This is a genomic window from Gelidibacter sp. (assembly GCF_053579655.1).
On the sequence record NZ_JBMDWE010000015.1, the window covers coordinates 16,260 to 35,255 of the forward strand.

Genomic DNA, 18,996 nt, shown 5'->3' on the forward strand with positions numbered 1-18,996 from the left:
AAAAGTATGAAAAAACGGGAGAATATTTGACCCTTTAGTTCTGAATTAAATGGTGCGAGCATTTCGCTTTTACAACAAATAAGTCATCCTAACTCAGTTTAAATCGACGCTATGATTTTTGCATATTATTTCTATCGAAGCAACACAAGGGTGAAACAAAAAAATGGAATTTGGCCTTTAGCCGATTGCAGATGATTCAACTTCATTTTCAATTTCCCGTCTTCGCAAAAGCTACCCACCTCCGCTAAAGCTACGGACGAGCAGGCGGACGGTCAGGCAAGTTCAACTTTGATTTAAATTTCAATTTGAATTTCAAGTTCCTAACTTCTAACTTTCTTTCTTATCTTTGCAACTTCTTTTAACACAACAAAACAACGCAATAAATGTCATTAACATCATTAAATGCCATATCCCCAATTGATGGGAGATATAGAAGTAAGGTCAGCGCTTTAGCAGATTATTTTTCAGAAGAAGCACTGATCAAATACCGAGTTCAGGTAGAAATCGATTATTTCATTGCTCTATGCGAAATTCCATTGCCGCAACTCAAAGATTTTGACACTTCTAAATTTGATGATTTAAGAGCCATTTACACAAAGTTTTCAACCGATGATGCGCTTGCCATAAAAGACATTGAAAAAGTAACCAACCACGACGTCAAAGCTGTTGAATATTTTATTAAAGCTAAATTTGACAAGCTCAATCTTCAGCCATATAAAGAGTTTATCCATTTTGGATTGACTTCACAAGACATTAATAACACGGCCATCCCCTTAAGCATTAAGGAAGCCATGAACGATGTTTATGTTCCTGAATATATAAATGTAGTCAACAAACTAAAAGAGCTGTCTAAAGCCTGGGCAAACATACCAATGTTAGCACGTACACATGGACAACCAGCATCTCCAACACGCTTAGGAAAAGAAATTGAGGTTTTTGCAGTGCGTTTGGAAGAGCAGTTTAATTTGCTGAATGCTATCCCGAGCGCGGCAAAATTTGGCGGTGCTACTGGAAATTTCAACGCTCATAAAGTCGCATATCCGTCTATTGATTGGAAAGCTTTCGGAACGAAGTTCGTCCAAGGAACATTAGGCTTGCAGCATTCATTTCCTACAACGCAAATTGAGCATTATGACCACATGGCGGCGTTATTTGACAACCTCAAACGCATCAACACCATCCTGATAGATTTAAACAGAGATATTTGGACGTATGTGTCCATGGATTATTTCAAACAAAAAATTAAAGAAGGAGAAGTTGGCAGTAGCGCAATGCCACATAAAGTCAACCCGATCGATTTTGAAAACAGTGAAGGTAATTTAGGAATCGCCAATGCGATTTTCGAACATTTATCTGCGAAATTGCCTATCTCCCGTTTGCAGCGTGATTTAACGGACAGCACGGTATTAAGAAATGTAGGTGTGCCTTTTGGACATACACTTATTGGCTTTAAAAGCACCTTGCAAGGTTTAGATAAATTGGTATTGAATGAACCTAAATTTCAAGAAGATCTTGAAAATAACTGGGCCGTTGTTGCGGAAGCTATTCAAACCATCTTGCGTAGAGAAGCCTATCCAAATGCGTATGAAGCCTTAAAAGGCTTAACCCGTACAAATACCAAAATTGATCAAAAATCGATTTCAGATTTCATTAATACCTTAGAAGTTTCAAACGAAATTAAAGAAGAACTTAAACAAATTACACCTAGTAATTATACCGGGATTTAAAAGATGCCCTCAATTAACTTCATTGCACGTGCACTTACAGGAATCATTGCCTTCGGTTTTTTAATTGCCGGTATTTTTGATGTGCTCGATTATTTTATAGTGAAGTTTTTGCTCTTTGGAATTTTTATTGCTATTGTAATTTATATAGGTATCATCTTATATAAAAACGAAACTCACCACAAAGCGTAACGCTTATTTGGTGAGTTTCATTATTTTAAATCAATAATGTCTGAGAAAAGAATCAAGACACTTCGACAAGCTCAGTGGGCGTCGCTTCGCTTTTAGAATCAAGAACAAAGACGCAAATCGTAAAACATTGAAAATATGGGCTCTAAAATTTGGAAAATGAAATCGACTTCAATCGGACAACAATGATCTTAAATACAAGGTTATTCGATTTTTAATTATTTAATAAATTCGATTGAACGACTTAGATTACAAGTTCACGGCAATAATTTCTCCATCACATCTAAAATTCTACAAAAGGCAATAACTTCCTCTGCATAAACAATTAATATCAAGATTTCTATTTGAAAAACTCGGTAAATTGACTGAGTTGTGAATCGTCAATATTTGCTTTATCCAGTGCTGAAAACAAGGTCATAATTTGATTTGGATTCATATCTTTTCCTAAAACTCTTACCACGGCAAAACCTTTATCATCCGAGTTGCCAAACAGAATGAATTCCTCAACATCATCTTCATCTCCCAAAATTCGGATACTGAACTGTCCAACTTCCGAATCACCACCACGCATCAATTCCTCATACTTTGGATCGTTTAAAATAGTTTTCACTTTAGCCAATTCTGTTTCATAGTCCATTTCCTGACCAGCTTTCACTTTATAGGCCAACATATTTAGCTTTTGAATGGATTTATAAGCATCCTTTTGCTCTTGACTTAATTGTGCGATGTCAAGATTCAACATACTTACGGGAACATCTATCGAAAGAAAATTAGGCTGCTCTTGGTTGTCAACATAATAACGTTGTAAGGATACTCCTTGGTTGCAACTGTGAAGTGTTGCAACCAAAAGAATCATTCCTGCCAGATTTTTGATTAATGAGACCATAATTATTGTTTTTTAGCTTTTCCTGCTTTTTCAAGATGTTGACCACCAGGAACATTCATTTTACTGGTGATTTTTGAAATCTCCCTCAAATCGACATCTCCAATGATGGATACGATAATGGTTTCAACATCTCTCTTTTCACCATTGATTTCAATTTTGGAATCTTTAGTCAGTTCCTTCAAACCATTGATGTACATCAACAATTCCTTAACATGATTTTCATCACGCCCTTCCTTGACATAAAATTTTACCGTTTGGTTACCATCTTTAAATCGCATTAACTCATCCAATTTTGAAGTGCTGATATATTTTTCAGTATCAGATGCCAAACTTGCAGAAATACTTTTATCTCCAGTGCTCAACACTTTGACACTTTCAATTTTTTTGACCATATTCAAAAAGCCTTGCGCTTCCGGATCATCGAGATCCACATCTATCGTCGCAATCATTTTAAACATTTTTTGACCTATAACTCCTGAAGTAACACCCTTCATGGATTCATATTTATCAAAAAAGCTCTGCCCAAAGGACACTATGGGCGCAATCATAATGGCCAATAAAATGATTACCTTTTTACTCGCGCTACTTCTATTGCAGATATATGCGCTAAAATTATTTACATTTTTCATAATTTCTTTATTTAATCAGGTTACTTGTTTTTAATAATTTTGTTTGTTGCCTTGTTAAATTCATTGAGATGGTTCAAGTTTTCAGCACCTTCATTTAATTTAGAAGACACTAAATTTAAAGCCTCCAAATTTTCAGTGCCTTGGTTCAACTTTGAAGACACTAGATTAAACACCTCCATCGTTTGGTTGTAGGCCATCAATTGTTCGTGACTCAAATCGTCCAAAGTAATTTTCTGATTCATTTGATTCACTTGAAAATAGGCTCCCAACATAAGAACCGCTACGGCTGCGACAGAAATCCATCGGTACACTATTGTACGTTTAGGTTGTAATGGAACGTCTTTGGTAAACTGTTCTTGTTTGGTATGCGACACATATTGGAATAACTTTTTGTAAGATTCCAAATGTGCAGGCACATCTTCTTGCTCAAAATAAGCGCGAATTTGTGCTTCTTCCGCCAAAGTTGTTTCAGCGTTATCGTACTTTTCTAAAAGCTGTTCTATATTATTTAATGCCATAACTATGTTTATTAGTTAATTGTTCTCTTATCGTTTTTCTTGCCCTTGATAAGGCAACCCTCACAGCGGTCTCATTCATTTCCAAAACCTTTGCAATTTCCTCAAATTCATATTCTTCAATATCCCGAAGTTGGACGATTATTTTTTGCTGTTCTGGCAACTGCTCCATGATTTTAGAAACCCAGTTGACACTGTCATTGAGCTCAACCTGTTTCTGCAAGGACACATTATTGTCTTGATAATTACTGTGTACAATCTTCAAATTTTGTGCCTGTTTGGATTTTAATCTGTCCAAACATAAATTCTTGGTCATGGTCATTGAAAACGCTTCCACATTTTTATAATCTCCAATTTTATTCTGGTTGCTCCATAATTTCATTAAGATTTCCTGAGTAGCGTCTTCAGCTTCCTCCTTGGATACCAAAAGCCGCTTTGCGAGCCGGAAGACCTTATCTTTAAAAGGCATTACCAGTTTTATAAAATCAGTTTGTGTCATTATGGTTAGTTTATAACAGATGAGTTAAACCTGCTTCTATCCTTACGACGAAACAGTTTCGGTTTTGTTACAATAAATTTTTATTTTACAATAATGTAATTACATTTATAACTTAATAACCGACCAAGTTATTAATCAAAAGAAATAAAACCTATGAGAATTTTAAAAATTGCCCTGTTATCGTGTATTATATTTAGTTTAAACACGAGTTGTTTTAAGGATAAGGACGATGACATTATTATCAACAATAATGTCAATGAAATCAACGATTTTGTATATAAAGCCATGAACGCCGTGTATTTATACAAATCCAAAATTCCAAATTTAGCCAATGATCGTTTTACATCAAATGAAGCCTATGCAAATTATTTAAACAGCTATGCTACTCCCGAAGAGCTATTTGAAAGTTTGATCTATCAAAGAGAAGTGGTCGATCGTTTTAGCATAATTGCAGCCGATGGTATTGCGCTCTTGCAACAGTTAAGTGGCGTGTTTAAAAGTAATGGTCTTGAGTATCTATTATATAGAGAGCCTGGTAGCAACACGAAGGTTTTTGGCGTCATCAAAATCGTCCTTAATAATAGTGTAGCCAGTAATTTGGGCTTGAAACGTGGTCAAATATTCAACGCCGTAAATGGTACACAAATGACCGTTGATAATCATAGTCAACTTTTAAACAGCGATAGCTATACCTTAAATTTTGCAACCTATAATACCAATAACACACCTATAACTTCAGATGACACTATCGTACCAACTTCAGAAAGCGCCAAGCTAACCAAAGAAGTTTACAACGAGAATCCTGTATACCTTACTAAAGTGATTGAAATAAATGGTGTCAAAATCGGCTATTTGGTTTACAATTCATTTACGGCAGATTATAATACCCAACTTAATAATGCTTTTGCAGAATTAAAAGCTGGTGGCGCACAACATTTGGTATTAGACTTGAGATATAATGGAGGTGGATCTGTAAATAGTGCCGTTTTATTGGGAAGTATGATTACTGGTCAATTTAATGGACAGGTGTTTTCAAAATTGATTTATAACGAAGAACTCCAAGAACTCAATAGTGATTACAAATTCACAAATACTCTAAACGGCGGTTCAGCACTAAACAGTTTAAATTTACAAAAGGTATATGTATTGACTACCAATGGATCGGCATCAGCAAGTGAGTTAATCATCAACAGTTTAAAACCATATATAGAGGTCGTTCAAATAGGTCTCAATACTAGGGGGAAAACCCAAGCTTCAATGCCTATTTACGATTCCCCTGACTTTGGACCGAACAATGTTAATCCTGCCCACAGTTATATACTCTTGCCATTAATTGCCAACTCAGTGGATAAAAACGGAGGGCTTGTTCCACCAACAGGATTAACTCCTAATATTGAAATTAGTGAATTTCCTTCAACCCTAGGAACGTTGGGAGATGTCAACGAACCGCTTTTGGCAGCGGCCCTCAATAATATTACTAGTTTTGCCCGTCAGTTGCCGCAGCCGACAGAAATTTTAAAACCTCTTGAGAGTACTGTGGATAGTAAAATTTATGATGGGATGATGATCGTTGAATAAGAAACAGAAATGAATATTATTTGTCTAAGAAAAGGACGTAATCAAAATACTGATTGCGTCTTTTTTTATTTATTAAATGAATTAAGACCTTTAAATCTGGTTGTTTCTAACCCTAATCTTCGAGAAGTTCGGGTCTTGATTCCATTAAATAATCTTACTTTTGACATTAAAAAAATAAGATTTTGAAACAATTATCAATTTTGCTCCTGTTTTTAATTTTCATCAATTGTAAAGAAAACAAGGGTTTAGAACAAAACTTACAATCGACCACTAATGAAAAGTCCTCAATTTCGTATGCAGAAGGCTTTACCATTGAAAATCATGACGGTTTTAAGGTTTTAGAAGTCAAAAACCCTTGGCCGAAATCAGACAAATCCTATCGTTATCTATTGCTAAGCAACGAGATGGCATCCAAAATCAAATTAGACACAAGGGATTATGATGGTGTCATTATCACGCCAATACAAAAAATAGTAGTGACGTCCACAACTCACATTCCTGCATTGGAATTGTTGAATGAAGAAAATACCTTGATGGGTTTTCCTGATTTGAAATATGTGTCCTCTGAAAAAACAAGAGCATTAATAGATAAAGGATCGGTAAGGGAATTAGGCAAAAACGAAAGCATCAACACCGAAGTATTATTGGAACTGAGACCAGAATTAGTTATCGGCTTTGGAATTGATGGCAACAACAAAACCTTTGACAACATACAGAAAGCAGGAATTCCAGTGATTTATAATGGCGACTGGGTCGAAAAATCACCTTTGGCAAAAGCAGAATGGATCAAGTTTTTTGGTGTGCTTTACAACAAAGAGAAAGAAGCCGATGCTGTTTTTAAAACTATCGAAACCGATTATTTAGAAGCCAAAAAGATAGCTCAAAATGCCACCCAAAAACCAACTGTTTTAAGTGGTGCCATGTATAAGGATATTTGGTATTTACCAAGCGGCACGAGTCCTGAAGCCCAACTTTTAAAAGATGCAAATGCCAATTATCTCTGGAGTGAAACCACAGATCAAGGCAGTCTGTCACTCAACTTTGAAGTTGTTTTTGACAAGGCCAAAGATGCAGATATTTGGATCAGCCCCTCGTATTATTCAAGTTTGGAAGCCATTGAAAAAGCAAACGCGCATTATACCAAGTTTAAAGCGTTCCAAGCTAAAGAGGTGTATTCTTTTGTCAATACCACAGGAGAAACAGGTGGCGTTTTATATTTTGAAACAGGAATGGCCCGACCCGATTTGGTTTTAAAAGATTTAATTAAAATATGTCATCCAAAATTGTTGGAAGATTATACACCTACTTTTTTTAAACGTTTAGAATAAACTCATTTGGATCAGACCTGACAGGTTTTTAAAACCTGTCAGGTCTTGAAATTATGGAAAAAAAATACACATATCCCTTTCTAATATTGATAGCGCTGCTCATCATATTTTTTTTCGTGAACATAAGTTTGGGGTCTGTTTCAATTCCAACAGTGGAAATTTTCAAGGGTTTATTTGGCAAAATTGATAACGAATCCTGGCAATACATCATTCAAAATTACCGTTTACCAAAAGCTTTTACCGCTATTTTAGTTGGTTCAGGATTAGGTATTTCGGGGTTGTTAATGCAAACCTTATTTCGGAATCCATTAGCAGGGCCATTTGTTCTCGGTATCAGTTCAGGCGCTAGTTTGGGTGTTGCCTTGGTTATTTTAGGTTCTGGCTTTTTTGGGGGTGTACTGACTTCATTACTAATGTCAAAATGGAGCATTGTGATAGCCGCAAGTTTGGGAAGTTTTTTAGTGCTCTTGGCCGTCATGATTGTGTCCTCAAGAGTGCGTGACACAATGGCGATCTTGGTTATTGGGTTGATGTTTGGAAGCATAACCTCCGCTGTGGTCAGCGTACTCTCCTACTTCAGCTCTGCGGAACAATTGCAACAGTATGTTTTTTGGGGCTTTGGAAGTTTAGGTAATTTATCATGGTATGAACTTTTTATTTTCTTTTTAATCTATCTCATTGGAATTTTAATGGCTACGGTTTCCATAAAGGGTTTAAACACCTTGTTATTGGGTGAAAATTATGCAAAAAGCTTAGGGCTCAACTTGAAACAAATACGGCTTGTCATCATTATTGCCACCAGTTTATTGGCAGGGACAATCACTGCTTTCGCAGGACCAATTGCGTTTATTGGTCTCGCCATTCCACATATGACACGTCAAATTTTTTATACTTCAAACCATAAAACCCTATTGCCAGCTGTATTTTTATTGGGCGCGATTGTGATGCTTATTTGTGATAGTATTGCGCAATTGCCTGGTAGTGATTATACGCTTCCTATTAACGCTATAACATCATTAGTTGGGGCGCCAGTGGTCATTTGGTTATTGGTAAGGAAGCGGAAGATGTTTTTTAGGAAAAGAATATAAATAATAGACAAAAAAATTCGTGAATTAGTGGCTACAGAACAGCAACATATCGTCCTTGAAACCAAAAACCTTTCCATTGGATACACTTCCAAAAAGAAAATAAATAAGGTGGCGAGTGCTATCAACATTGTTTTACAAAAAGGACAACTTGTGAGTTTAGTGGGTGCCAACGGTATTGGTAAATCGACACTTTTACGAACCTTGACCAATGTTCAAAAACCATTGGAAGGAGATATTTACATCAACTCGAAATCGTTACTGGAATATGAACCCGTAGAATTGGCAAAACAATTAAGTCTTGTACTTACAGAACCCATTGCCTCCAAAAATCTATCAGTTTTTGAACTGGTGGCTTTAGGACGACAACCTTACACCAATTGGGTTGGGAATTTATCTCAAGATGATATGGACATCACACATAGAGCCTTGCAACAAACCAATATTGAAGCATTAAAATCCATAAAATGTTATGAATTAAGTGACGGCCAACTTCAAAAAGTAATGATTGCACGCGCTTTAGCTCAAGATACGGATCTGATTATTTTAGATGAACCAACGACACATTTGGATATGTACCATAAAGCTTATATTTTAAAATTATTACAAAAATTGGCTAAGGAAACAGGTAAAACTATTTTATTTTCTTCGCATGAAATCGACTTGGCCATTCAATTATGTGACAACATGATTGTAATGACCAAAGATAAAGTCGTTTCAGGCCAACCTTGCCATCTTATCGAAAATGGAACCTTTAACACCTTGTTTCCAGAAGATTTAATAGTGTTTGATGAGACATCTGGATCGTTTAGAGTGAGGAAATAGGGTTCAGTGGGCAGTATTCAGTATTCAGTATTCAGTTGGCAGTCGGCAGTTGGCAGTCGGCAGTCGGAATCGGTAGAAATAAATATAAAACGAATTTCAATATGAAATCTTCATACTTCACACTTCCAGCTTCATGCTCCGTGCTCCGTGCTTCCAACTTCATGCTTCATTCTTCAAGCTAGAATTTTCCATCATCGGTCATCAGTCATCGGTCAGAAAAAAATCTATCTTTGATAAAATTGACATTTAAATGAACGACAACATTATTCTTATTATCTCCATCCTTATTTCTGGCGGAATTGGCGTCTACATTGGCATTACCATCGCTCATCTGAAAAGTAAAGGTGAACAAAACAGATTGGAGGAACGCAGTGCTAATCTTCAGCAATTGCTTCAGGATTCAAAAATTCAGTATGAATCGGAGGTCAAAAAAATTGAGATCGATCGCGAAAATATCCGCAGGGAAAAAGAATTTTTAAATACCGAATTGACCCGTAAAAACGCGGACTTCGACAATCTCGCCATTAAAAACAAAGAACAAAAAGCTGAAGTTGAAAAACTGCAGGAAAAATTCACCGTAGAATTTGAAAATTTGGCCAATAAAATCCTCGATGAAAAATCGAGCAAATTTACCGTTCAAAATAAAGAGAACATTGATGCCATCTTAAAGCCTTTACAGGAAAAAATTCAACATTTTGAAAAGCGAGTTGAAGAAACCAATAAAGAAGATATCACCAGAAGTGCCGATTTACGTCGTCAGATTATAGGCCTAAAAGAGCTCAATGAGCAAATGAGCAAGGAAACCACCAACTTAACCAAAGCTTTAAAAGGCGATACGAAAATGCAGGGAAATTGGGGAGAATTGGTTTTGGAGCGTGTTTTGGAACGCAGTGGACTTCAAAAAGACAGCGAATATTTTGTACAGCAAAGTTTTACCACGGAAGAAGGCCGACGCGTTATGCCCGATGTGGTCATTTCTTTGCCTGGCGACAAAAAAATGATTGTAGATTCAAAAGTGTCCTTAGTGGCTTATGAGCGTTATATCAATGAAACTGATGAAATAGAACGCGCTATACATTTAAAAAATCATTTAGTATCGGTTAAACGACGAGTCAATGAGTTGGGCGAAAAAAACTACCACCAGCTTTATGACTTGGAAAGTCCCGATTTTGTATTGTTGTTTATCCCCATTGAATCGGCTTTTGCCATTGCATCTATGGAGTATCCTGCGCTTTATGGCGATGCCTTTGAGAAAAACATTATCATCGTCACACCTACGACTCTCCTCGCTGTTTTAAAAACCATTGATAGTATGTGGCAAAATGAAAATCAAAAAGCAAATGCTATAGAAATTGCAACCCACGCTGGACGTTTGTATGATTCTTTTGTGAATTTAACTGAAGAACTCATAAAACTGGGCAATCAAATAGGAACCGTTCAAAAATCCTATGAAGGTGCCATGGTTAAATTGACAGGACGAGGAAATCTAATTACTCGCGTAGAAAACCTGAAAGCACTTGGTGCCAAAGCAAGCAAACAACAAAACGAAAAACTTTTAAAACGTGCTATTGATGACGAATAATATACAAGACGAAACAAAATATAAAAAAGTAGAAGCCTCAAAAATCTTAATTTCAGAATTGATGCTGCCATCAAACTCTAACTTTAATGGAAAGATTCATGGCGGCTATATTCTTAATTTAATGGATCAAATAGCCTTTGCCTGCGCTTCAAAACATTCCAAAACCTATTGTGTTACGGCATCTGTAGATACGGTCGATTTTTTAAATACAATCGAAATTGGTGAATTGGTAACTATGAAGGCATCCATCAATTATGTCGGCAACACGTCCATGGTAGTGGGTATTAGAGTTGAAGCTGAAAACATTAGAACTGGGAATATAAAACATTGTAATTCCTCCTATTTCACGATGGTAGCCAAAGACAACGATGGGAAATCGGTTGAAGTACCAGGCTTGATCTTGTGTACCAAAAATGAAATCAGACGTTTTTTGAAGTGCTTAAGTCGTTCTGAAGAAAAGGAATTGAGACGTAAGGAGTTTGAGAAAAAGGATTTTTCCCCAAATGATTATTTACATACTTTAGAAGCTTATAAAGTTAAGGTTAGTCTTCCATAATTTGGTTATCTCATAATTCCGCAATATATTTGATTATCACTTAATATCGTGATAATCCATTTTATCACTTTATAATGTGATAATTTTAATTATTATGTAATGAGACGATAATCGCAAGTATCATTAAAATGGTTATTATGACAAGTATATTGACAGGAGACATCATCAAATCGCGGTCTATCAAAAATTCCGAGATATGGCTATCGACTTTAAAAGCAGCCTTAACCATGTGTTCCCAAGATACTTCACTATGGGAAATATATAGAGGTGACAGCTTTCAATTAGAGATGAAAAACATTTCCGAAAGCCTTAAAGCAGCCCTATATATCAAGGCGTGTATAAAAACCATCAAAGGATTAGATGTCCGCATTGCCATCGGAATCGGCGAAAAAACCTTTAGCGGCAAAAGCATTGTAGAATCCAATGGTGAAGCCTTTCAGTTTTCTGGTGAGACCTTAGAGTATTTGAAAAAGGAAAAAGTCAATCTCAAAATCAAAACCACCAACGAACAGCTCAATCAAGAACTCAACCTTTATTTTAAATTAGCTTTAGCCATAATGGATAATTGGACCACAAATTCAGCTGAAATTGTGAAATTATACATGGAGCAACCAAACGCGCTTCAAGAGGAACTTGGCAAACATATAGGCATCAATCAAAATGCGGTAAGCAGCAGACAAAAACGCGCCCATTTAGACCTGATTATGCAGTTGGAACAACTTTACCGTCAAAAAACAATACAGTTACTGGCATGCTAATCATAAAGCTCATACTCGCACACCTCCTTGGGGATTTTTTCCTTCAACCGCTGTCTTGGATTAAGGAAAAGGAAAAAAATAAATTGAAGTCGCCAAAATTATATCTGCATGTACTGATCCATATCGGCTTATTATTTCTAATTCTCTGGGATGTCTCAAAATGGCCAATAATCCTAATCGTTGGTCTTTCACACTTCATTATTGATGCCTTAAAACTGATCGTTCAAAAGAAAAAAACAAAACGGTTATTCTTCTTTTTAGATCAGTTATTACACATTCTGGTCATCCTAGCCGTCTATTGGATATTTATAGGACAGATTGTTGTTTTAGACAATGTACTTAATGAGCGCAACCTCCTACTATTTACTTGTATTTTATTCTTGACCGTTCCGGTATCGATCATCATGAAGACCATCTTTTTAAAATGGGAAATTTCAAAGTTTACCGAAGGAAATGAATCATTAAAGGATGCAGGAAAGTATATTGGAATTTTAGAACGTGTCCTCGTATTTATTTTTGTGATTTTAGACCACTGGGAAGCTGTTGGGTTTTTGATAACCGCGAAGTCCGTATTCAGATTTGGAGATCTTAGAGAGTCCAAAGAACGCAAACTTACCGAATACATTTTGATTGGAACCCTGATCAGCTTTGGGATTGCTATTTTAATTGGGCTGCTATTTCTATATGGAATTCCAATGATAACATAAAAAAAACCACCAACAGTGATGTTGATGGTTTTCAAAAGTTTTTTTTTGTAAAATTAAACCGTCGATTCATTGAATTGAATGAATCGACAGTTTCATTCTTATTTACTCAAATACATCTTACGTCTGGCATACAGATTATAAAATTGATCATCTTTTAAGTTGTCAATAAACAAGATACTTTCGCCAGTACTTTTCATTTCTGGCCCGAGTTGCTTGTTTACGGTTGGGAATTTATTGAAAGAAAACACAGGTTGCTTAATGGCAAAACCTTCCAACTTCGGATTGAAATCAAAATCTGTGACCTTATTCTCTCCCAACATCACTTTTGTCGCGTAATTCACATAAGGTTCACCATAAGCTTTCGCAATAAACGGAACCGTTCTTGACGCTCTTGGATTAGCTTCAATGATATACACAATATCGTCCTTAATGGCGAATTGAATGTTGATCAATCCCACAGTATTTAATGCCAATGCAATTTTTTTAGTGTGATCTTTGATCTGCTGCAATACAAATTCGCCTAAGTTAAATGGTGGCAAGGTCGCATTACTATCGCCAGAGTGGACCCCACAAGGTTCAATATGCTCCATAATACCGATAATATATACGTTTTCTCCATCGCAAATGGCATCGGCTTCTGCTTCAATAGCACCATCTAAATAGCGATCCAAAAGCAACTTATTATCTGGCATTCTTCGTAATAAATTGACGACGTGCTCCTCCAATTCGTTTTTATTGATGACAATTTTCATGCCTTGACCTCCAAGAACATAGGAAGGACGCACCAAAATAGGGAAATCCAGCACATCAGCAATCGCTAAAGCTTCATCTGCATTGGTGGCAACATCAAATTCTGGATAAGGAATATCATTTTCTTTCAACAATTTTGAAAAACTACCTCTATCTTCTGCTAAGTCAAGGGACTTGAAAGTTGTTCCGATGATTTTAATGCCATAGCGATCCAGCTTTTCAGCAAGTTTCAATGCGGTTTGACCACCCAATTGCACAATCACGCCTTCTGGTTTTTCATGACGAATAATGTCATAAATATGCTCCCAATAGACCGGTTCAAAATAAAGTTTATCAGAAATATCAAAATCTGTGGAAACGGTTTCAGGATTACAGTTGATCATGATGGTTTCATAACCACATTCTGAAGCGGCCATAACACCATGCACACAACAATAATCGAACTCAATACCTTGTCCAATTCTGTTTGGTCCAGAGCCTAAAACGATGATCTTTTTCTTGTCCGATACGATACTCTCGTTCGCTGACATTCTGGTACCGTCCGCTAATTCTACATCATTTTCAAAAGTAGAGTAATAATAAGGGGTTTGTGCTTTAAACTCGGCAGCGCATGTATCTACCAATTTAAAAATACGATGAATATTAAGCTCATCACGTTTATTATAGACTTGACTTTCCAAACAATTCAACATGTGAGCTATTTGTCTGTCACCATAGCCTTTTTGCTTAGCTTCTAACAATAAATCATGCTCAATGGTATCAATAGTGAAGGTTGAAATTTCCTTTTCAAGATAATGCAATTCTTCATATTGTTTCAAGAACCACATGTCAATCTTAGTGATTTCATGGATGCGGCTCAACGGAATACCCATTTGGATGGCATCGTAAATCACAAATACACGATCCCAACTGGCATGTGTTAATTTGTCAATGATTTGATCATAATCCTTATATCCTTTTCCATCAGCCCCAAGTCCGTTACGTTTGATTTCTAAAGATTGAGTAGCTTTATGGAGCGCTTCCTGAAATGAACGCCCAATAGCCATAACTTCTCCAACAGATTTCATTTGAAGTCCTAAAGTACGATCCGCACCCTCAAATTTATCAAAGTTCCAACGTGGAATCTTTACCACAACATAATCTAAAGTTGGCTCAAATAAGGCAGAAGTCGATTTTGTGATTTGGTTAGTTAATTCATCTAAATGATAACCGATAGCCAGTTTTGTAGCAATTTTAGCAATTGGATATCCGGTTGCTTTACTTGCCAAGGCTGAAGAACGCGAAACACGTGGATTGATTTCAATCGCAATAATTTCTTCCTTTTCATCGGCACTTACTGCAAATTGGACGTTACACCCACCTGCAAAATCTCCAATGCTGCGCATCATATGGATGGCCATATCACGCATACGCTGAAATGTGGTGTCCGACAAGGTCATCGCTGGCGCAACAGTAATGGAATCGCCTGTGTGGATCCCCATAGGGTCCATATTCTCGATGGTACAAATAATAACGACGTTATCATTTTTATCACGCAGCAACTCCAATTCATATTCCTTCCATCCAATCAAAGCTTTGTCAATCATCACTTCGTGGATAGGAGAAACCTCCAAACCACGTATCAGTAATTCATCAAACTGATCTTCTGTATGCACAAATGACGCACCTTCACCACCAAGTGTGAAAGAAGCTCTAATTACCAATGGAAAACCAAACTTCTGAGCAATCTCCTTACCTTCTAAATAAGAAGTTGCGGTAGCTTGAGGTGCCATAGGAATACCTATTTTGAACATTAACTCCTTAAATTTTTCCCTATCCTCAGTAATATTGATAGCATTAATGTCAACACCAATAAGTTTTACGCCAAAATCATCCCAGATGCCTTTTTCATCTGCCTCAATACATAAATTCAGTGCTGTTTGTCCACCCATAGTTGGTAAGACAGCATCAATTTGAGGATGTTCCTTTAAGATTTGGATGATTGATTTTGTAGTGAGTGGCAATAAATAAACATGATCAGCCATGGTAGGATCAGTCATGATAGTTGCCGGATTTGAATTGATGAGTACAGTTTCTATACCATCTTCACGAAGTGAGCGTAAGGCTTGGGTACCAGCATAATCGAACTCACAAGCTTGTCCGATAACGATTGGACCTGATCCGATAATAAGTACAGATTTAATGTTTTTGTCTTTAGGCATTTTGATGAATTTTGTGGTGCAAAAATAAATATGAATTAGGTACAAAAAAAGGCGTTACACCTAAGTAACACCTCTAATTTATTAACAATTGTTAATCATTATTTTTTATGTCTAGTTTCTGAAGATACAGATAGTTTTTTTCTTCCTTTAGCTCTTCTACGTGCAAGGACTTTTCTACCATTAGCAGAAGCCATTCTTTCTCTAAAACCGTGTTTGTTTACTCTCTTTCTTTTCGATGGTTGAAACGTTCTTTTGCTCATTGTCTTGTATCTTTAAAATAATCTTGAATAGTCTAAATAGTGTTTTGATTCTTTCCCCAAAACTGCGGGCAAATATACAAAGAGTTTTTACTTTGGCAAATCTAATTTTAAAATATTTTTTTAATTTTACCTATTACTATTCTAAGCCGAAAAATGACCTAAATAATATAATCTTATTATAGCTAATATCACAAAAATGGCAATGCCAACTTAAAAAAAATTAGTTTCTTTGTGCTTTGAAAATAGACACACCAATACGATTCATGAAGGCCTTTATCTTTTTGCTTGTTTTTCTTTCTTCCTTTGGGGTAAATGCTCAAAAAACGCTTCAATACGACCTTAAAGTAAATGACATTTTTAACGTTGAGCAGCAAGCATCACAACATATTACACAAGATATTAATGGGGTTGACCAAGTTATTGATAATAATTTAAAGAGCAGCATGCAATTTAAGGTGATTAAAGTGCAACAAGGGCTCATCACTTTGGAAATGACTTTTAAACACATGAAAATGACCATGAGCTCACCGTCGCTGGGCGAATTGCTCAATGCAGACACTTCCAATAAAGATGATGAAGACCTTACCTCAAAAATGTTCAAAGGCACTTTAAACATTCCGGTAACCATGACTATGGAAAGAACGGGGAAAATCAAGTCTATTTCTGGAGGCGAGAAACTAATTGCTTCCATGTTCAAGGCGGCAGGCATCACTGACGAAGCGGCCATTGAAGCAAATAGAGCACAATTTGAAAAACAATTTGGAAGTGATGCACTTTCGAACAGTTTTGAGCAAATGACTTATTTTTTACCGGCCAAATCCGTGAAAGCAGGAGACTCCTGGGAGAATATTTATCAAGGGGATTTACAGGCGAAAAACAAATGGACTTTAGCAGCCTATAATTTTGACACCTATACCATTTCAGGAAATGCTAATACCACCATGTCCAATATTGATGAAAACGTCATGATGGTGCTTACCGGAACCCAAAAAACGACCATCAATGCCAACTCAAAAACAGGACTTTTCAAGGACATCACTGTTGAAGGGGTTTATATGGGAGACACACAAGTTACTGCTGGCGACCTGACCATACCGACAAAAATAACATCTACAATTACTTATAAAATTTTAAATTAACCATGTACAATAAAAACATAAAACTCGTTATAACAGCTTTAATGATAGCTTATGCTATTTATCTATTTACTGAAGGCTACATCGGCAATGGTATTATGATTATTTTGCTATCTACAATTTTTGTATTTCTATATTTTAAGAACGAATTTATCCTATTGGCGTTCTTAAGATTACGTAAACAAGATTTTGTCGGCGCTAAACGTTGGCTGGATAAAATTAAAAATCCATCGAGTGCTTTGGTTAAAAAGCAAGAAGGCTATTACAACTATCTTCACGGTATTATGGTGTCTCAAACCAATATGAATGAAGCTGAAAAATACTTCAAAAAAGCCTTAACCTTAGGCTTATCGATGGATCATGATATGGCCATGGCAAAACTTAATCTTTCTGGAATAGCATTTAGCAAGAGACGCCCACAAGAGGCTAAAATATTATTGAATGAAGCGCAGAAATTAGATAAGCGTAACATGTTGGCCGACCAAATTAAGATGATGAAGGATAGCATGAAAAAAGCACAAATGCCGAATCAGCATTATGGTGGGAACAGGCAAGGAAGACGTCGCTAAAAAGTAACGGCTCTTTTGTTTGTTGTTTGTTGTTTAAAAAGAAGTCTACTCTTTATTTATGACTTCATTTTTCAACTTCAATTTCGACTTCAATTTCGATTTCAACTTTTTCAGCATTAAATTCCAACTACTTCTTTTATGAAGTTACATTTATTGTTGCACATGAAAAGTAATTATTCATGATCCAAAAGATCAATTGGATAATTCGAGGACTCTTATTCTGAAATATCGCGCTTATAATTGGCAGGGTTCTAGAAGTAATTACTGATCACTTTAGTTTTGATGGATGATGGATAAAAACCCTGATGTGGTTAAGTGCCTGTGTATTTTATGGATTAAACATGAAACACATAAGACGTATAAAAACTTCAAAAAAATCGATTAAACAGAAATTTTATACAAAACAGTTTTTCTTTTGGAGATTAACAGTATTTTCAAGCCCTCATCGAGAAGTTTTGATTTTATCCCCAATAAAACATAACTTGCTCATCCTTAATAAAAAAACCTGCCTATGGTCATGAAAAAATTACTTGTAATTTTACTTTTTGCTTACCTCCCATTGCTCTATGCTCAAGAAGAAAAAGTGTATTTTGATGATGCACTAGCTTTACATTTAAGAAAATTCAATAACAAATCTGATTTGGCCATCAGAAATAGCATGCCCAATGAAGTGGATACGATTTTTAATTCACTTGTAAATAATCATTTAAAAAACACTTATGTTTCTGACCTGAAACTTAAGAAAGTATCAGGAGGCTATCTCCAAACAGATAAAATTGACAAACCTTTTTTGTTGATTACCAAAAACTCAGCTATCATTCAAACAAAAGAGGAAATCCAAACCATCAACACCATAGCCAACAATTACCAGGGTGTGGTGGAAATCATTGTGATTTATTGGGATAAGCTAAATATTGCCAAAAAGAATACCAAGGATTACAACAAAAATGTGACCGTGGTCTATGCGGATGAACGCTATAATAACTCCAACAGAGCGCTTTCGGTTTATAAACATTCTTTTGGCGTCCCCACTTGTTTTTATATCAATAAAGACAAACAGATTTTTGATATCGATCGAAAATTCTTTCTGAGAAACTTAAAGCCTGAAACGAAAGAACAGTTTGCCGAAAAGACTACTAAAGGAATTTCCGAGTTGCTGGCCAGTCACACCGATATCGCTGAGCATCCCATCCCAAAAGAGGATCGTTAAAACCTATTT

General features: G+C 36.1%; 19 protein-coding genes. 13 read left to right on the plus strand and 6 right to left on the minus strand.

The window, feature by feature from the left end; translation table 11 throughout:
• Window positions 1-383: 383 nt before the first annotated feature.
• Window positions 384-1,727: an adenylosuccinate lyase gene (gene purB, locus ACOH2D_RS09270; protein ID WP_348036860.1), complete on the plus strand. Its 1,344-nt coding sequence runs from the start codon at window positions 384-386 to the stop codon at window positions 1,725-1,727.
• A 3-nt stretch (window positions 1,728-1,730) separates the two neighbouring features.
• The gene (locus ACOH2D_RS09275; protein WP_348036858.1) at window positions 1,731-1,916 is read left to right on the plus strand and encodes a hypothetical protein; all 186 of its coding nucleotides are present in this window, start codon (window positions 1,731-1,733) and stop codon (window positions 1,914-1,916) included.
• 337 nt (window positions 1,917-2,253) lie between these two features.
• Here the strand turns inward: ACOH2D_RS09275 and ACOH2D_RS09280 are convergent, their stop codons facing one another.
• The 4 genes from ACOH2D_RS09280 to ACOH2D_RS09295 are packed head-to-tail and all read right to left on the minus strand — an operon-like array spanning window position 2,254 to window position 4,442.
• Window positions 2,254-2,799: a GFO_1091 family lipoprotein gene (locus ACOH2D_RS09280; protein WP_348036856.1), complete on the minus strand. Its 546-nt coding sequence runs from the start codon at window positions 2,797-2,799 to the stop codon at window positions 2,254-2,256.
• Window positions 2,800-2,801: 2 nt separating this feature from the next.
• Window positions 2,802-3,428 carry a GFO_1090 family protein gene (locus ACOH2D_RS09285; RefSeq protein WP_449535045.1) on the minus strand — a complete coding sequence of 209 codons (627 nt, stop codon included), beginning with the start codon at window positions 3,426-3,428 and terminating at the stop codon, window positions 2,802-2,804.
• A gap of 20 nt (window positions 3,429-3,448) precedes the next feature.
• Window positions 3,449-3,946, minus strand: a complete 498-nt coding sequence (locus ACOH2D_RS09290) for a PG0215 family putative anti-sigma factor (protein WP_348036852.1) — start codon at window positions 3,944-3,946, stop codon at window positions 3,449-3,451.
• Window positions 3,933-4,442 carry a GFO_1088 family ECF-type sigma factor gene (locus ACOH2D_RS09295; RefSeq protein ID WP_348036850.1) on the minus strand — a complete coding sequence of 170 codons (510 nt, stop codon included), beginning with the start codon at window positions 4,440-4,442 and terminating at the stop codon, window positions 3,933-3,935. The genes ACOH2D_RS09290 and ACOH2D_RS09295 overlap by 14 nt, the downstream gene beginning before the upstream one ends.
• Window positions 4,443-4,595: 153 nt before the next feature.
• Here ACOH2D_RS09295 and ACOH2D_RS09300 point away from each other — a divergent pair, with 153 nt between their 5' ends.
• From ACOH2D_RS09300 to ACOH2D_RS09335, 8 genes are all read left to right on the plus strand, one after another.
• A complete protein-coding gene (locus tag ACOH2D_RS09300) occupies window positions 4,596-6,020 on the plus strand; it encodes a GFO_1087 family putative carboxy terminal peptidase (RefSeq protein WP_449535046.1) in 1,425 nt (474 codons plus the stop codon).
• Between the two features lie 182 nt (window positions 6,021-6,202).
• Window positions 6,203-7,348: an ABC transporter substrate-binding protein gene (locus ACOH2D_RS09305; protein ID WP_449535047.1), complete on the plus strand. Its 1,146-nt coding sequence runs from the start codon at window positions 6,203-6,205 to the stop codon at window positions 7,346-7,348.
• A gap of 53 nt (window positions 7,349-7,401) precedes the next feature.
• On the plus strand, window positions 7,402-8,436 hold the full coding sequence (locus ACOH2D_RS09310) for a FecCD family ABC transporter permease (protein WP_449535048.1): 1,035 nt from the start codon (window positions 7,402-7,404) through the stop codon (window positions 8,434-8,436).
• A gap of 27 nt (window positions 8,437-8,463) precedes the next feature.
• Entirely contained in the window at window positions 8,464-9,258 is a 795-nt protein-coding gene (locus ACOH2D_RS09315; RefSeq protein WP_449535049.1) for an ABC transporter ATP-binding protein, read from the plus strand.
• Window positions 9,259-9,508: 250 nt separating this feature from the next.
• Window positions 9,509-10,840 (plus strand): DNA recombination protein RmuC, encoded by a 1,332-nt coding sequence (locus ACOH2D_RS09320; RefSeq protein WP_348036530.1) that lies wholly within the window; start codon window positions 9,509-9,511, stop codon window positions 10,838-10,840.
• Entirely contained in the window at window positions 10,830-11,396 is a 567-nt protein-coding gene (locus tag ACOH2D_RS09325) for an acyl-CoA thioesterase (protein WP_449535050.1), read from the plus strand. Before ACOH2D_RS09320 ends, ACOH2D_RS09325 begins: the two co-directional genes overlap by 11 nt.
• Before the next feature lie 137 nt (window positions 11,397-11,533).
• Window positions 11,534-12,154 carry a SatD family protein gene (locus tag ACOH2D_RS09330; RefSeq protein ID WP_348036532.1) on the plus strand — a complete coding sequence of 207 codons (621 nt, stop codon included), beginning with the start codon at window positions 11,534-11,536 and terminating at the stop codon, window positions 12,152-12,154.
• Window positions 12,148-12,861, plus strand: coding sequence for a DUF3307 domain-containing protein (locus ACOH2D_RS09335; protein WP_449535051.1), 714 nt, complete (start codon window positions 12,148-12,150; stop codon window positions 12,859-12,861). The genes ACOH2D_RS09330 and ACOH2D_RS09335 overlap by 7 nt, the downstream gene beginning before the upstream one ends.
• A gap of 98 nt (window positions 12,862-12,959) precedes the next feature.
• Here the strand turns inward: ACOH2D_RS09335 and carB are convergent, their stop codons facing one another.
• A complete protein-coding gene (gene carB, locus ACOH2D_RS09340; protein ID WP_449535052.1) occupies window positions 12,960-15,812 on the minus strand; it encodes a carbamoyl-phosphate synthase large subunit in 2,853 nt (950 codons plus the stop codon).
• A gap of 98 nt (window positions 15,813-15,910) precedes the next feature.
• Window positions 15,911-16,072: a 50S ribosomal protein L34 gene (gene rpmH / locus ACOH2D_RS09345; protein ID WP_163515395.1), complete on the minus strand. Its 162-nt coding sequence runs from the start codon at window positions 16,070-16,072 to the stop codon at window positions 15,911-15,913.
• 263 nt (window positions 16,073-16,335) lie between these two features.
• On the opposite strand from rpmH, the gene ACOH2D_RS09350 reads away from it, so the two are divergent.
• The 3 genes from ACOH2D_RS09350 (at window position 16,336) to ACOH2D_RS09360 (ending at window position 18,987) form a co-directional block, all read left to right on the plus strand.
• Window positions 16,336-17,211, plus strand: a complete 876-nt coding sequence (locus ACOH2D_RS09350; protein ID WP_449535053.1) for a DUF6263 family protein — start codon at window positions 16,336-16,338, stop codon at window positions 17,209-17,211.
• A gap of 2 nt (window positions 17,212-17,213) precedes the next feature.
• Window positions 17,214-17,777, plus strand: coding sequence for a DUF2892 domain-containing protein (locus tag ACOH2D_RS09355; RefSeq protein WP_348036536.1), 564 nt, complete (start codon window positions 17,214-17,216; stop codon window positions 17,775-17,777).
• 517 nt (window positions 17,778-18,294) lie between these two features.
• The gene (locus ACOH2D_RS09360; protein ID WP_348036537.1) at window positions 18,295-18,987 is read left to right on the plus strand and encodes a hypothetical protein; all 693 of its coding nucleotides are present in this window, start codon (window positions 18,295-18,297) and stop codon (window positions 18,985-18,987) included.
• Window positions 18,988-18,996: the final 9 nt, after the last annotated feature.

Excerpts from the sequence above, each read along its gene's own strand:
- ACOH2D_RS09295 (WP_348036850.1), bottom strand. The coding sequence starts at position 4,442 with ATGACACAAACTGATTTTATAAAACTGGTAATGCCTTTTAAAGATAAG.
- ACOH2D_RS09285 (WP_449535045.1), bottom strand. The coding sequence starts at position 3,428 with ATGAAAAATGTAAATAATTTTAGCGCATATATCTGCAATAGAAGTAGC.
- ACOH2D_RS09360 (WP_348036537.1), top strand. The coding sequence starts at position 18,295 with ATGAAAAAATTACTTGTAATTTTACTTTTTGCTTACCTCCCATTGCTC.
- rpmH (WP_163515395.1), bottom strand. The coding sequence starts at position 16,072 with ATGAGCAAAAGAACGTTTCAACCATCGAAAAGAAAGAGAGTAAACAAA.
- ACOH2D_RS09330 (WP_348036532.1), top strand. The coding sequence starts at position 11,534 with ATGACAAGTATATTGACAGGAGACATCATCAAATCGCGGTCTATCAAA.
- ACOH2D_RS09350 (WP_449535053.1), top strand. The coding sequence starts at position 16,336 with ATGAAGGCCTTTATCTTTTTGCTTGTTTTTCTTTCTTCCTTTGGGGTA.
- ACOH2D_RS09280 (WP_348036856.1), bottom strand. The coding sequence starts at position 2,799 with ATGGTCTCATTAATCAAAAATCTGGCAGGAATGATTCTTTTGGTTGCA.
- ACOH2D_RS09335 (WP_449535051.1), top strand. The coding sequence starts at position 12,148 with ATGCTAATCATAAAGCTCATACTCGCACACCTCCTTGGGGATTTTTTC.
- ACOH2D_RS09275 (WP_348036858.1), top strand. The coding sequence starts at position 1,731 with ATGCCCTCAATTAACTTCATTGCACGTGCACTTACAGGAATCATTGCC.
- ACOH2D_RS09320 (WP_348036530.1), top strand. The coding sequence starts at position 9,509 with ATGAACGACAACATTATTCTTATTATCTCCATCCTTATTTCTGGCGGA.
- purB (WP_348036860.1), top strand. The coding sequence starts at position 384 with ATGTCATTAACATCATTAAATGCCATATCCCCAATTGATGGGAGATAT.
- ACOH2D_RS09325 (WP_449535050.1), top strand. The coding sequence starts at position 10,830 with ATGACGAATAATATACAAGACGAAACAAAATATAAAAAAGTAGAAGCC.
- ACOH2D_RS09290 (WP_348036852.1), bottom strand. The coding sequence starts at position 3,946 with ATGGCATTAAATAATATAGAACAGCTTTTAGAAAAGTACGATAACGCT.
- carB (WP_449535052.1), bottom strand. The coding sequence starts at position 15,812 with ATGCCTAAAGACAAAAACATTAAATCTGTACTTATTATCGGATCAGGT.
- ACOH2D_RS09355 (WP_348036536.1), top strand. The coding sequence starts at position 17,214 with ATGTACAATAAAAACATAAAACTCGTTATAACAGCTTTAATGATAGCT.
- ACOH2D_RS09300 (WP_449535046.1), top strand. The coding sequence starts at position 4,596 with ATGAGAATTTTAAAAATTGCCCTGTTATCGTGTATTATATTTAGTTTA.
- ACOH2D_RS09310 (WP_449535048.1), top strand. The coding sequence starts at position 7,402 with ATGGAAAAAAAATACACATATCCCTTTCTAATATTGATAGCGCTGCTC.